The sequence below is a fragment of the Enterobacter cloacae complex sp. ESBL7 genome (assembly GCF_041679625.1).
Lineage (GTDB): Bacteria > Pseudomonadota > Gammaproteobacteria > Enterobacterales > Enterobacteriaceae > Enterobacter > Enterobacter asburiae_B.
The window spans coordinates 155,943-168,238 of sequence record NZ_JBGORN010000001.1 but is presented as its reverse complement, the minus strand read 5'-3'; the positions used below and the strand labels follow the sequence as shown (position 1 = coordinate 168,238).

General features: G+C 57.5%; 13 protein-coding genes. 6 read left to right on the top strand and 7 right to left on the bottom strand.

The features are described 5' to 3' along the window. Positions 1-8: 8 nt before the first annotated feature. From ACERY3_RS00825 to ACERY3_RS00815, 3 genes are all read left to right on the top strand, one after another. Positions 9-227: an HHA domain-containing protein gene (locus ACERY3_RS00825; RefSeq protein ID WP_008499287.1), complete on the top strand. Its 219-nt coding sequence runs from the start codon at positions 9-11 to the stop codon at positions 225-227. 205 nt (positions 228-432) lie between these two features. Further along, positions 433-984, top strand: a complete 552-nt coding sequence (maa, locus tag ACERY3_RS00820) for a maltose O-acetyltransferase (RefSeq protein WP_047061252.1) — start codon at positions 433-435, stop codon at positions 982-984. A 117-nt stretch (positions 985-1,101) separates the two neighbouring features. Continuing rightward, on the top strand, positions 1,102-1,569 hold the full coding sequence (locus ACERY3_RS00815; RefSeq protein ID WP_023310598.1) for a YlaC family protein: 468 nt from the start codon (positions 1,102-1,104) through the stop codon (positions 1,567-1,569). On the opposite strand, the gene ACERY3_RS00810 is transcribed toward ACERY3_RS00815, so the two are convergent. Next, entirely contained in the window at positions 1,541-3,001 is a 1,461-nt protein-coding gene (locus ACERY3_RS00810; RefSeq protein WP_373224875.1) for a PLP-dependent aminotransferase family protein, read from the bottom strand. The genes ACERY3_RS00815 and ACERY3_RS00810 overlap by 29 nt on opposite strands. A 101-nt stretch (positions 3,002-3,102) precedes the next feature. On the opposite strand from ACERY3_RS00810, the gene ACERY3_RS00805 reads away from it, so the two are divergent. Beyond that, positions 3,103-3,813, top strand: a complete 711-nt coding sequence (locus ACERY3_RS00805) for a GNAT family N-acetyltransferase (protein ID WP_373224874.1) — start codon at positions 3,103-3,105, stop codon at positions 3,811-3,813. Here ACERY3_RS00805 and ykgO read toward each other — a convergent pair. Further along, positions 3,810-3,950: a type B 50S ribosomal protein L36 gene (ykgO, locus tag ACERY3_RS00800; protein ID WP_163330438.1), complete on the bottom strand. Its 141-nt coding sequence runs from the start codon at positions 3,948-3,950 to the stop codon at positions 3,810-3,812. The genes ACERY3_RS00805 and ykgO overlap by 4 nt on opposite strands. 2 nt (positions 3,951-3,952) lie before the next feature. Beyond that, on the bottom strand, positions 3,953-4,213 hold the full coding sequence (locus ACERY3_RS00795; RefSeq protein WP_045356432.1) for a type B 50S ribosomal protein L31: 261 nt from the start codon (positions 4,211-4,213) through the stop codon (positions 3,953-3,955). Between the two features lie 219 nt (positions 4,214-4,432). On the opposite strand from ACERY3_RS00795, the gene ACERY3_RS00790 reads away from it, so the two are divergent. Further along, a complete protein-coding gene (locus ACERY3_RS00790) occupies positions 4,433-5,998 on the top strand; it encodes an EAL domain-containing protein (protein WP_047061248.1) in 1,566 nt (521 codons plus the stop codon). Here ACERY3_RS00790 and ACERY3_RS00785 read toward each other — a convergent pair. Next, positions 5,991-6,263 carry a metal-sensing transcriptional repressor gene (locus tag ACERY3_RS00785; RefSeq protein WP_023310594.1) on the bottom strand — a complete coding sequence of 91 codons (273 nt, stop codon included), beginning with the start codon at positions 6,261-6,263 and terminating at the stop codon, positions 5,991-5,993. The genes ACERY3_RS00790 and ACERY3_RS00785 overlap by 8 nt on opposite strands. A 134-nt stretch (positions 6,264-6,397) precedes the next feature. On the opposite strand from ACERY3_RS00785, the gene ACERY3_RS00780 reads away from it, so the two are divergent. After that, positions 6,398-7,261 carry a nickel/cobalt efflux protein RcnA gene (locus ACERY3_RS00780; protein WP_373224872.1) on the top strand — a complete coding sequence of 288 codons (864 nt, stop codon included), beginning with the start codon at positions 6,398-6,400 and terminating at the stop codon, positions 7,259-7,261. Positions 7,262-7,300: 39 nt separating this feature from the next. On the opposite strand, the gene ACERY3_RS00775 is transcribed toward ACERY3_RS00780, so the two are convergent. The 3 genes from ACERY3_RS00775 to ACERY3_RS00765 all read right to left on the bottom strand — a co-directional run bounded on the left by ACERY3_RS00775 (position 7,301) and on the right by ACERY3_RS00765 (position 12,252). After that, on the bottom strand, positions 7,301-10,390 hold the full coding sequence (locus ACERY3_RS00775; protein WP_373224871.1) for a beta-galactosidase: 3,090 nt from the start codon (positions 10,388-10,390) through the stop codon (positions 7,301-7,303). Between the two features lie 102 nt (positions 10,391-10,492). Then, positions 10,493-11,563, bottom strand: a complete 1,071-nt coding sequence (locus tag ACERY3_RS00770; protein ID WP_373224870.1) for a LacI family DNA-binding transcriptional regulator — start codon at positions 11,561-11,563, stop codon at positions 10,493-10,495. Between the two features lie 77 nt (positions 11,564-11,640). Continuing rightward, entirely contained in the window at positions 11,641-12,252 is a 612-nt protein-coding gene (locus ACERY3_RS00765; RefSeq protein ID WP_373224869.1) for a YitT family protein, read from the bottom strand. Between the last annotated feature and the right edge of the window lie 44 nt (positions 12,253-12,296).

Below are 12,296 nucleotides of genomic sequence, written 5' to 3'. Positions count from 1 at the left end.
GTGAATTTATGTCTGATAAACCACTCACAAAAATCGATTATTTGATGCGCTTACGACGTTGTCAGTCAATTGACACGCTTGAGCGCGTCATTGAAAAGAATAAATACGAGCTTTCTGATAATGAACTGGCGGTATTTTATTCAGCCGCTGACCATCGTCTTGCTGAACTGACAATGAATAAACTGTATGACAAAATCCCTACTTCTGTGTGGAAATTTGTCCGTTAATCTTTGAAGGGTGTCTGTAGAGTTCTACGCCTCGTTCTGAGTATTTACCTGTCCCGTTATGTTCCCTGTGCCCAGGCCAGGTCTCCGTGTAAAACGTGTTCATCAGCAGCAATGTTGTGACGTCAGTCACATCGGCTTTTCGGGAACGTTCCCCTCCTGGCCTGTTCCGATTACCCTTCGGTAATCACATCCAGAGAGGTTTCCAATGAGCTTAGAAAAACAGAAAATGATTGCCGGTGAACATTACCGCCCCGGCGATGAGACGTTACGGGCTGACCGACTGCACGCCCGCCATCTGGTTTACCGCTATAACCACACCGCGCCTGATGAAAAAACAGAACGCCAGAACATTCTGGCGGAACTTCTGGGACAAAGCGCAGGCGCTTATATTGAGCCGAGCTTCCGCTGCGACTATGGATATAACATTTATCTGGGCAAAAACTTTTACGCTAACTTCGACTGCGTGATGCTGGATGTCTGCCCTGTGCATATTGGCGATAACTGTATGCTCGCACCGGGTGTTCATATTTATACGGCTACCCATCCCCTGGACGCGGAAGAACGAAACAGCGGCGTGGAGTTTGGAAAACCCGTCAATATTGGCAATAACGTCTGGATTGGCGGCAGGGCTGTCATTAACCCTGGCGTCACCATTGGTGATAATGTGGTCGTGGCCTCCGGCGCCGTCGTGACGAAAGACGTCCCGGCTAACGTCGTCGTTGGCGGCAATCCGGCAAAAATCATCAAAACGCTGTGAGGTTGCGGGGAGTCAACTGTTATAGTCTTTTAGCGCCAGACTGTTACTTTTTTCAGCCTGTTGGCTCCCCTAAAATTGGCAGACCCCCTGTATTGTCAACTCTTATGAAGGCAAAAAATGACCGAGATACAGCGCCTGCTTACCGCCACCATCGACGATCTCAACCTCCGCGAAAAGCGCGACAATCGCCCGCGCTTTAGCATTAGCTTTATTCGCAAACATCCTGGACTGTTTGTCGCCATGTATGCCGCCTGGCTGGCGACGCTTATTGTGATGCTGAAGTCCGAAACGCTGGTGGACTCCGTCTGGCTGCTGGTTGTACTGTTTGTCGTCTTTAACGCCTTTTTCTTTTTCGACGTGAATCCGCGCTACCGTTACGAAGATATCGACGTGCTCGATTTCCGGGTTTGCTATAACGGCGAATGGTACAACACGCGTTACGTGCCAGAGGAGCTGATCGAAAACATCATGCACTCTCCGGCGGTTGAAGCCGGGCAAAAAGAGAAGCTGCAGAAAATGGTCTCCACCAAAGGTCAGCTCTCTTTCTATGATGTCTTTACCCTTTCCCGCCCTGCTGCTGCGTAATTAACGCCTGCAGACGTCGGATCCCCGGCGCAAACTGAGAAGCAGAGGTATTGCCGTAACCTAAAACCAGACCGGTTTGCCCCTGCTTCGCCTCCAGGTAGTACCCGCTCAGCGCAGCGGGTGCCAGCTGAAACGCCCTCGCCTGCTCCACCAGCTTCTGGTCGTCAATACCGTCTATCGCCAGCGTCAGATGCATTCCCCCTTCGCCTGCCAGAATGCGATGCGGAGAATGAAGCTCTGCGCTCAGCACCTCCCGCAGCTGGCGGTAGCGTTTACGGTAGAGCCGACGCATGGCGGCAAGGTGACGGGCGTAATGACCTTCTTCAATAAATAGCGCCAGGGTACGCTGCTCCGCACGATGTCCCCCGCGCAACAGCGAGCCGATGGCCGGGCGAGCCGCTTTCGCCAGCGCTGGCGGTAGCACCATGAACCCCATTCTGAGCGAAGGAAACAGCGTTTTACTGAACGTTCCCAGATACACAACGGGCGCATTGTTGACCATTCCCAGCATCGCTGGTACGGGCTCACCGGCATAGCGGAACTCGCTGTCGTAATCGTCTTCAATGATCCACGCGTTGTGCTGCCGGGCCAGCTCCAGCAGCGCCAGCCGCCGCCGCGCGCTGAGCACGCTTCCGTAAGGGAACTGATGCGAAGGTGAGGTAAAAATCAGTGAAGGAGCGGGCGAATTCAACCCTTCCCAGCACATTCCCTCGTCATCTACCGGTATTCCCGTCATTGCCAGGCCAGTTTTAACAAACGCACTCTTTGCCCCGCTATAGCCGGGGTTTTCTACCCAGGCGACATCGCCAGGCTCGCTTAACAGCATCGTGCAGAGGTTGACGCCCTCCAGCGCTCCCTCGGTTATCACAATCTGGCTGGCGTCGCAGTCGATACCGCGGGACAGGGCGAGATGCCGGGCAATCGCGGCCCGCAGCGACGGCTCGCCGGCCGGGTCGCCATAGCCTAACAGGGCACTCCCGTCCTCGCGCAGGACGCGATCGTACAATCGCCGCCACAGCGGCAAGGGGAAATAGTTAATGGCAGGCGTTCCCGGCGTAAATGCCATCACCGGGGTGTCGCGCGGCACGGGCGCGGGCAGCAGGGCGACCCGTTTTGTCAGCCTGACGTCAGGATCCGGCAATGTCCGGGCAATCGTACGATGAGCGAATTGCCCCACCCGCGTCCCCTGACGGTTACGCAGCAAATAGCCTTCGAGCGTGAGCTGGTCCAGCGCCGCATTGACCGTGTTTCGGGAAACCGAGATCTGCTGCGCCAGCGTTCGCGAACCGGGCAGCTGGCTGCCGGACCGAAGCCTTCCGCTCAGTATGGCCTCCCGCAAAGCGAGATAGAGCGCGCGCTGAAGCGTCTCCTGCCCACGCTTTTTCAGCGCAGCATGGAGCAAAGTGTAAAGCTCATCACCCGGTATATTCATCTTCCCTCCTTGTGGTACCAGAAAAACATACCTTGGTGGTTCTTTTTAAGGAACCAGCAATTCACTAATCTGGAAATCTTTTCAACGTCATGGAAATAAAGATGAATACATTCAACGAGTTTGGACAGCCTGTAGGCGAAGCCCTTATCGACTGGCAGCCTCGTCAGCACCCGTCCCGGGTGGTCCTTCAGGGTGACTATTGTCGGCTTGAGCCGCTGCGCGTGGAGCATGCCCACGCGTTGTTCTCCGCCTATTCACTGGCCGAAGATACCCGCAGCTGGACGTGGCTGCTGCGTGAACCCGATGCCACCGCAGAGGAGTTTGCCGACTGGGTGGCGAGCGTAAGTGAGTTATCCGATCCCATCCACTTTACCGTTATGGACAACCGGACCCAGTCTCCTGTCGGGACGCTGTCCCTGATGCGGATCGATCCTAAAAACGGGGTCGTGGAAGTGGGGCACGTTCACTTCTCTCCTCTGTTAAGCCGCACGCCAGGGTCGACAGAAGCGCAGTATCTGCTGATGCGATACGTGTTCGATACCCTGGGGTACCGGCGTTATGAATGGAAGTGCAATAGCCTGAACGAGCCTTCCCGTAAAGCGGCGCTGCGTCTGGGCTTTCAGTTTGAGGGGCGCTTTCGTCAGGCGCTGGTCATAAAAGGCCGTAACCGGGATACCGACTGGTTTTCGATTCTCGACAAAGAGTGGCCGGCGCTGGCTAACGCCTTTGAAAGCTGGCTTGCCACCGACAATTTTACTGCCGATGGCAAACAGAAAAGATCCCTGGAAAGCTGGCGAGAAACGCGCGTTTAGCGTCTTTTTTTACGTCCCTGAACCGCCTTAAAGCGCGGATTAGATTTGCAAATCACGTATAAGCGTCCCTTGCGTTTGACAACCTGGCAATCCGGGTGGCGCTGCTTTGCACTGCGTAATGAGTTAAGTACCTGCATGATTAGCCCCGCTTCGCATTGAGAAAACCGCCAAAACGCTTGCGGAAGCGCGCTGCGCTGCCGTCCGTGGAGAACGTTTTTTGCTTACCGGTATAAAACGGGTGCGATTTTGAAGAAACCTCGATGGTGATGTACGGATACGTTTCACCGTCGAGTTCAATTTCGCGGTCGGTCCTAATGGTTGAGCCAACTTTAAAGTATTCATTAGCGCTGGTGTCGTGGAATACCACGGTGCGATAGGCTGGGTGGATATCGGGTTTCATCGTAAATCCTTTATGTTTTGTTATAACATAACAAAATAATATCCAGGCGAGGTTGAAAAAACAACCCCTCTCTTCTGACGATAATTTCTCGTATGCCTGAGATAAAATGAAAACCATGCCAACCACGTGCTATAACTATATCATTTCGCGGTAAAATCTTTCTCTTCAGGCAGGGAACTCAATGCCCAGGAACGGGTATACGAGGAAGGACACGACAGCATGAAAACCCGACATCTGGTCAGTCTGGTGACTGGCGTACTTATCTTTTCTGTGCTGGTCCCCATTTGCCTGAGCATCTGGCTGGCCCATCGCCAGGCGGAAGATAAATTCGCCGATGCGCTGGATAACTATGCCTCCCGCGTGCTGGTACGCACCGACAGGGTTGTGGATCAGGCAAAAGAAGCGCTCGATCACCTGCAGGCCTTTGAGGGCGTGCCGTGTAGCCCCTTGCAATTGCGGGAAATGCGCCGGGTCGCTTTCTCGTGGCGATATGTCCAGGAAGTGATTTATATCGACAACCTTCGACCGCTCTGCTCCTCCCTGGAGCAAACCAGCCATGCGTCCCCTTTCCCTCCTCCAATGCGCATTACCGAAGATGGTTACAGCGCGTGGCTGACCACGCAAAACGATCTTGGGTTTAACCGCTACATGACGGTGCTGGGAAAAGGCCACTACCTTGTCATGATCGATCCTGCCTCGCTGGTGGACGTGATCCCTTTCGGCGAGATAGCGATTGATGCCGCCCTGGTAGGAAGCGCAACGCACCGCATATTTGCCAGCAGCAGCAAGCTCGACTCTCACATCCGCGACATGGTTCAGGAGCGGGGTGTGAAAAGCGTGCAGTACAACGGTTCAATGTACGTCATGAAGTCTGTACCTGAGCTTGGGTTTACCGTTGTCGCATGGGCAACGCTCAAACCGCTGGCTGAAACCTGGCACCGGCAGCTTCTTTTCTGGTTACCGTTCGGCATGTTGATAAGCCTGCTCGCCGCACTGTTTGTCCTGCGGATCCTGCGGCGTATCCAGTCGCCGCGCAATCGCCTGCTTGACGCCATTAACAGCCGGGATTTTGTGGTCCACTATCAGCCCATCGTGGCGCTCTGTAGCGGAAAAATTGTGGGCGCTGAGGCGCTGACGCGCTGGCCACAGCCGGACGGAAGCTGCCTCTCGCCGGATATTTTTGTCCCCCTTGCCGAGCAAACGGGGCTCATCTCGAAGCTGACGCAGTTAGTCATCGAAAAGGTGTTTGAAGATATGGGCCACTGGCTGCAACGCTATCCGGATCAGCATATCTCCATTAACCTCGCCCCTGCAGATTTAACCTCCGGCATCCTGCCGCCTCTGTTGAGTCAGCTCCTGAATAAGTGGCAAATCCACCCCCGGCAAATCGCCCTGGAGCTCACCGAGCGCGGCTTTGCCGATCCCAAAATTAGCGCACCGGCTATCGCCGCATTTCGCCGTTCAGGCCACCCTGTCTATATTGATGATTTTGGCACGGGCTATTCCAGCCTGAGCTATCTGCAGGATCTGGACGTCGATACGCTAAAAATTGATAAATCGTTCGTGGATGCGCTGGAGTATAAAAACGTGACGCCGCACATCATTGAAATAGCGAAGTCGCTGAAGCTGGCGATGGTGGCGGAGGGCGTCGAAACCGCAGGGCAACTCGCCTGGCTACACCAACACGGCGTGCAGTACGGGCAGGGGTGGTACTACAGCAAAGCGCTGCCAAAAACGGAATTTATTCTCTGGGCAGAAAATAACCTCGGCACGCACGCTACTTGAGATAGGATTTCATCACCCGCAATACCACGCCAAGATCGGCTTCACGCTGCGCTTCTTCAGGCTCTTTCACCACATGATCGGTTAAATGCCCTTCGATCACCTGCATCATCATGCCATTGACCGCCCCGCGGATCGCCGCCAGCTGCTGTAACACCTCGGCGCATTCGTGATCGCTGTTGAGCATTTTCTCCAGCGCGGTGCTCTGCCCCTGAATTTTCTTCAGGCGAGTCAGTAACATTTTCTTGTCGCGAACGGTATGTGACATCTCTGTATCCCTTATTTTTTGGCTTTTAAAGCATATCACGCTCTACTCCCCCTGAGTATTTTTCTACTGGGGGGTAGTATTACGCTACTGGGGGGGAGTAGTATCTCCGCACGCTTTCCACTCCGGAATTTCCCATGACCGATTTTGCTTCACTCCTTCAGCAGGGCAACGCCTGGCTGTTTGTTCCCAGCGCTATCCTGCTCGGTGCGCTACATGGCCTGGAACCGGGCCATTCAAAAACAATGATGGCCGCCTTTATTGTTGCCATCCGAGGCACGCTGAAACAGGCGGTGCTGCTCGGCCTGGCGGCAACGCTCTCCCATACGGCGGTGGTCTGGCTCGTTGCGATGGCGGGATTATGGTTTGGTCGGGGCTGGGATGCACACACGTCCGAACCCTGGTTCCAGCTGATCTCCGGAGTGCTGATCGTTGCGATCGCCCTATGGATGGCGTGGCGAACCTGGAAAGAAAGCCAGCCGCACGATCGTCATCACCACCACGACCACCATGACCATGACCATGACTATGACCATGACCATGACCATGACCATGACCATGACCATGACCACCATCATGATCATCATCATCACCACGAACACTCGCTGGTTGAAGAAGAGTGGCAGGATGCCCACCAGCGCGCTCACGCGCAGGATATTAACCGGCGCTTCAGCGGTCAAAACGTCACCACCGGCCAGATCGTGATGTTTGGCCTGACCGGCGGGCTTATCCCCTGCCCGGCGTCCATCACCGTACTGCTGATCTGCCTGCAGCTGAAGCATTTCGCCCTCGGCGCGACGCTGGTGTTCAGCTTCAGCATTGGTCTGGCGTTAACGCTGGTCGCTTCCGGCGCGATTGCCGCCTTAAGCCTCAAGCACGCGACCAAACGCTGGCCCGGGTTTAGCGAATTCTCCCGTAAAGCGCCGTGGATCTCCGCTGCGCTGATTACCGTAGTAGGGATTTACATGAGCCTGCATGGCCTGAGCGGCATTCTGGCGTAAGACTGCGGCCACGCTCTGTGGCCGCATCTTCATGGTCAGCTAAGGGTTCTGCTGCCAGCTGAAGGTATAGCGAAGCTGGCGTGTCTGCAGGATGAACTCCGGAGAGACGCTGGGGCTCCAGGAGTCGTCGCCGCCCACGCCCATATGGAACGCATCGAGATTGAGCCAGCATCCCGGCTCTTCGCGCAGCAGATGATGATGGGTTGTCTCACGCAGCTGCTGCTGGCCGTAGCGGCTCACCGAGAAATGGAACCGGCCGTTCAGCTGATGCGTTCCCACCACAAGTTCCCGGGTATCGCAGCGCAAACCATTTTCCGTCGGGAAGATATACGGCGTGTGCATGGCCTCGAGAGGTAATGTCCAGCGACCCTGCTGCGCCGCCAGCTTTCTGTCCGGGTAGTTTTCATGCGGCCCCAGCCCCAGCCAGTGAACGTTTTCCGGCGTTTCGGCAAGATGAACGCTCAGGCCAACGCGCGCGGGTTCAGGGATATCAGACGCAACATCAATCTGAATATCGCCATGCAGAACGCCCCGATCGTCCACCCGCCAGACTTTACGACTCAGGAACAGCGCGTTGTCGCGATACTCAAGGACGTGCTGGGTTGTGACCACCACCTCACCTGCGTGCTGCTCTGCGTCACAGCGCAGCACGCGCGAGGTGAGATCGTACATGCCCGCCGCTTTCCAGCGCTCAACCCACGCGTTCGGATCGATCTGCGTCGCCTCGCTCACGCCAATGTCGTTGTCCAGCGGCGCGCGGCTGACGTTGTCCGTCAGAGGTGAAAGCAGCGTTTCAACGCCGTTTCGCCACCATTGGGACAGGTTTCCGGTTGCGCGATCGAACTGCCAGCGCTGTTGACGATGGGCGATCTCCAGGATGCGATCGTTTTGCGTTAACACTGGAGGCTCGCCCGCCGGGACTGGCGGAGCAATAAAGAGGGGAGCCGGAAGCGGCCACTGCTCCCACGCGCAGCGATGGTCAGCCGGAGACCACGGCGTTGCCCGCGGCTGGCGGACTTCAACGTTCAGCCAGACCTCACCCGGCCCGGCGTTCAGCTCCGGCAGGTCAATCTCCAGACGCTGGGAGCCTTCAGGCGCCATCGAGAGCGTCACCTCGCCCGCGGCCAGCACGTCCCCGTCCCGGGCAACCGTCCAGTTCAGCACTTCGTTATCGGTGTGGCGGAACAGGTAGCCGCTTTGCACCTCAATCACCAGCGGAGAGGTGCTGACCCGCGTAAAGGTAAAGAACTGCTGGGCACGCTGCGCCTCGTACAGCGCCGGGTGCGGCGTGCGATCGGGGAACACCAGCCCGTTAAGACAAAACTGCCGATCGTTCGGCTTATCCCCGAAGTCTCCGCCGTAGGCCCAGAACAAGTTGCCCTTTTCGTCCCGTTTCGTCAGGGCCTGATCGACCCAGTCCCAGACAAACCCACCCTGCAGGCGAGGATGGCTGCGAAACGCTTCCCAGTATTTCGCAAACCCGCCAAAGCTATTTCCCATCGCGTGGGCGTATTCACAGAGGATCAGCGGGCGCGTTTCGTCCGGCATACCGATCCATTTCTTGATTGACCATTTAGGCACTGCCGGGAAGGGCTGATCCCGATCGACCCGGGCGTACATCGGACAGACAATATCGGTCGCCGCCGTATTCGCGCCGCCGCCTTCATACTGCACCGGACGCGTAGGATCGGTGGTTTTCAGCCAGCGGTACAGCGCATCGTGATTCGCACCGTGGCCCGACTCATTGCCCAGAGACCAGATGATAACCGAGGGATGATTACGATCGCGCTGCACCATGCGGGTCACCCGCTCGCTCATTGCCGGCAGCCAGCGCGGATCGTCAGCAAGGCGGCTCATCGGCACCATGCCGTGCGTTTCGATATTGGCTTCGTCAACGACGTACAGCCCGTAGCGGTCGCAAAGCCGGTACCACAGGGGATGGTTCGGGTAGTGCGAGCAGCGCACGGCGTTGAAGTTGTGCTGCTTCATGATTTCGATATCGCGGCGCATGGTCGCTTCGTCCATCACCTGGCCGTTTTCCGGGTGATGCTCGTGCCGGTTAACCCCGCGGATCAGCAGCGGTTTACCGTTAAGCTTCAGCAGGCCATTGCTGATGTCAACGCGGCGGAAGCCCACGTCGCACGCCTCAACCTCCAGCACCTCACCCTGCGGGTTAAGAAGCGCAATCGTCAGGCGATACAGTTCTGGCGTTTCAGCGCTCCAGAGCGCGGGCTGGTCAACGGGGATCGCCGCCGTTAAGCGCTCTGCCCAGCTGCCGCGCTCGTCGACGATGGCAGATCCTGGACGCCGGGAAACGCTGGCGCATTTTTCACCCGTGCGCCACAGGGTCATGACCACCTCGCAGTCTGCAAAGCCAGCGCCTGCCAGCGCGACATCCACCTTCAGCACCGCGCGATCCAGCTCCGCATTCAGATCCGTCACCACATGATAATCGGCAATCTGCGTCTCGGGTTTATGCAGCAAGGTCACATCGCGGAAGATGCCGCTCATGCGCCACATGTCCTGATCTTCCAGATAGCTGCCGTCGCACCAGCGCAATACCATGACAGCAAGGCGGTTCTGCCCGGGGCGTAATGCCGCAGAGAGGTCAAATTCAGCGGGCAACCGGCTGTCCTGGGAATAGCCCATCCACTGTCCGTTGCACCAGAGATGGAACGCGGAGTTCACGCCGTCGAAGATGATGCGGGTCTGCCCGCTCTGAAGCCAGGCGTCATCCACCTCAAATGTGAGCGAGTAACAACCGGTCGGATTTTCCTGCGGCACAAAAGGTGGGTTTACGGGAATGGGATAGGTGACATTGGTATAGATGGGCGTGTCGAACCCCTGCATCTGCCAGTTAGACGGCACGGGCATCGCAACGGCATCGGCGCAATCTTCGGTTACCCATGCCTGAGGAACCCGCTCCGGCGCAGAAAAGAAGCTAAACCGCCAGAGCCCGTTGAGAGAGTGCCTGCTGGTGGATCTAGCGTCCTCTCTGGCAGAGGGTTCATTGCGCCAGCTGTGTAACGGCGCGTGTGCGGCCAGACGGTTCCACTGGGTGAGGCCAGGATTTTCCCAGTCCCGACGGGCCAGAATGGCGCTGAGGGTCAGCGGTGAAGTGGTAGACATAGTAACCTCTTTGCGAAGCGCTCACAATTTTGGTTAACATGCCCTGGCACCCGGCAACGGTAAAGCGTTCAATCGCGGGGTAGCGAGTCCGATCACAAAGTTTTATTTGCGGGCAATCTGCTCGGCAAGCAGTGCCAGACTTCTGAGCTGCTGCGCCAGATCCTCGCGTTCGGCCTGCTTAGGGTTGCGCCGTGCGCTGGAATGACGGGTAACCAGCGTCACCGGCAACTGAACCTGCCGGCACGCTTCGCCCCCGGAAGGCGCCAGCAGCCACTCCACGCTGCGTTCGCCCGCCTCGCGAAACGCCTGACGAATGGTCGTCAGCGGCGGGGAAAACCAGGCGCTGTCGGCCGTATCGTCAAACCCTACCACCGAAAGCTGGCCAGGGATCGCGATCCCTTTTTCCGCGCAGGCGCGCATCACCCCGAGCGCCATCTGATCGTTCGCCACCAGAATCGCGTCCGGTAATGCCGCACCCGACAGCAGCACGTGTCCCTTCTCGTAACCGCTGGCCGCGCTCCAGTCACCGTAGGCCACAGCCGTCGCGTTAAGACCCGCCTGCGCCAGCGTCGCTTTCCAGCCTGCCAGGCGCGCCCGTGCAGAGACCGAGCTCTCCGGCCCGCTCAACAGGGCAATATTCCGATGCTCCAGTGAAAGCAGATGCTCAACGCCCAGCCGCGCCCCCTGCTCGGCGTTAAACACGAGGCTGTTTACCCGCGCTGAGGGCGCCACATCGAGGAACAGCACCGGGACGGGCGACGCCAGCGCCCCGAGCTCTTCGGCGAGCGGATCGTCAAGCGGCACATTCACCAGCAGCGCGTCCACCCGCTGTGCCAGCAGCGTCTGAAGCGCGGCCTGACACTGCTGGGGTTGCTCCACCATGGAAATCAGGACGCTCGCCCCCTGTTCCGCCGCACGCGATTTGACCGCCGACACAATTTGCGAAGGCGCGTGCAGGGCCAGGTCGGTGGTGATGAGGCCCAGCGTACGGGTGCGTTTTCCCGCCAGCTGCTGCGCCCGAAGGTTAGGAACGTAGTGCAGCTCCGCCATCGCCTGCTGCACCTTTTCTCGCGTGCGAGCAGACACATGTTCCGCGTCGTTAATGACGCGGGAAACGGTCTGATAAGAAACCCCCGCAAGGAGGGCGACATCATAGAGAGTGATTGCTTTCATGCTTTCTGGCATCGCGATTTTCGAAGCGTCTATTCTGGCACAGCGACGCCGTTAAAACATGTGAGCGCTTCGCAAAATCAAACAACCTGCTCCGGCTGGGGTATTTCGGCAATGCGCGGCTTCTGGCGGAACCAGGGCAGACAGAGCTGGATAAGCGGGCCAATGGTCAGTGCATACAGTACGGTTCCCACCCCAAACGTGCCGCCAAGCACGCACCCAATTAGCAGGACGGACACCTCAATTGAGGTACGCACGCTGCGAATGGACCACCCCAGCCGGGCGTGAATGCCGGTCATCAGGCCGTCGCGCGGGCCTGGCCCGAAACCGGCCCCGATGTACATGCTGGTCGCAATCGCGTTCATCACGATGCCCGACACCAGGAAAGCAATTCGAACGGGTAACGAATCCAGTTCCGGGATAAGCGCCATGCTGGCGTCCGCCGCCAGACCGATACAAATCACGTTGCTGATCGTGCCAAGCCCCGGCATCTGGCGCAGCGGGATCCACAGCAGCAGCACCGCAGCGCCGACTAAAATGATCACCGTCCCGATAGTCATCCCCAGCTGCATCCCCACCCCGAGGTGAAACACATCCCAGGGATCGACACCCAAATCGGAACGAATAAACATCGCGGTGGAAAGGCCATACAGTCCTAAACCGACATAGAGTTGTAGCAGACGACGTACCATTTTTATCTTCTCCAGTGAACCAGGCTTTCATCCTGACCTAAAAT

What these genes read in the sequence shown, in the direction of transcription:
- ACERY3_RS00825 (WP_008499287.1), top strand. Translation starts at nt 9, where the DNA reads ATGTCTGATAAACCACTCACAAAAATCGATTATTTGATGCGCTTACGA.
- maa (WP_047061252.1), top strand. Translation starts at nt 433, where the DNA reads ATGAGCTTAGAAAAACAGAAAATGATTGCCGGTGAACATTACCGCCCC.
- ACERY3_RS00815 (WP_023310598.1), top strand. Translation starts at nt 1,102, where the DNA reads ATGACCGAGATACAGCGCCTGCTTACCGCCACCATCGACGATCTCAAC.
- ACERY3_RS00810 (WP_373224875.1), bottom strand. Translation starts at nt 3,001, where the DNA reads ATGAATATACCGGGTGATGAGCTTTACACTTTGCTCCATGCTGCGCTG.
- ACERY3_RS00805 (WP_373224874.1), top strand. Translation starts at nt 3,103, where the DNA reads ATGAATACATTCAACGAGTTTGGACAGCCTGTAGGCGAAGCCCTTATC.
- ykgO (WP_163330438.1), bottom strand. Translation starts at nt 3,950, where the DNA reads ATGCAGGTACTTAACTCATTACGCAGTGCAAAGCAGCGCCACCCGGAT.
- ACERY3_RS00795 (WP_045356432.1), bottom strand. Translation starts at nt 4,213, where the DNA reads ATGAAACCCGATATCCACCCAGCCTATCGCACCGTGGTATTCCACGAC.
- ACERY3_RS00790 (WP_047061248.1), top strand. Translation starts at nt 4,433, where the DNA reads ATGAAAACCCGACATCTGGTCAGTCTGGTGACTGGCGTACTTATCTTT.
- ACERY3_RS00785 (WP_023310594.1), bottom strand. Translation starts at nt 6,263, where the DNA reads ATGTCACATACCGTTCGCGACAAGAAAATGTTACTGACTCGCCTGAAG.
- ACERY3_RS00780 (WP_373224872.1), top strand. Translation starts at nt 6,398, where the DNA reads ATGACCGATTTTGCTTCACTCCTTCAGCAGGGCAACGCCTGGCTGTTT.
- ACERY3_RS00775 (WP_373224871.1), bottom strand. Translation starts at nt 10,390, where the DNA reads ATGTCTACCACTTCACCGCTGACCCTCAGCGCCATTCTGGCCCGTCGG.
- ACERY3_RS00770 (WP_373224870.1), bottom strand. Translation starts at nt 11,563, where the DNA reads ATGAAAGCAATCACTCTCTATGATGTCGCCCTCCTTGCGGGGGTTTCT.
- ACERY3_RS00765 (WP_373224869.1), bottom strand. Translation starts at nt 12,252, where the DNA reads ATGGTACGTCGTCTGCTACAACTCTATGTCGGTTTAGGACTGTATGGC.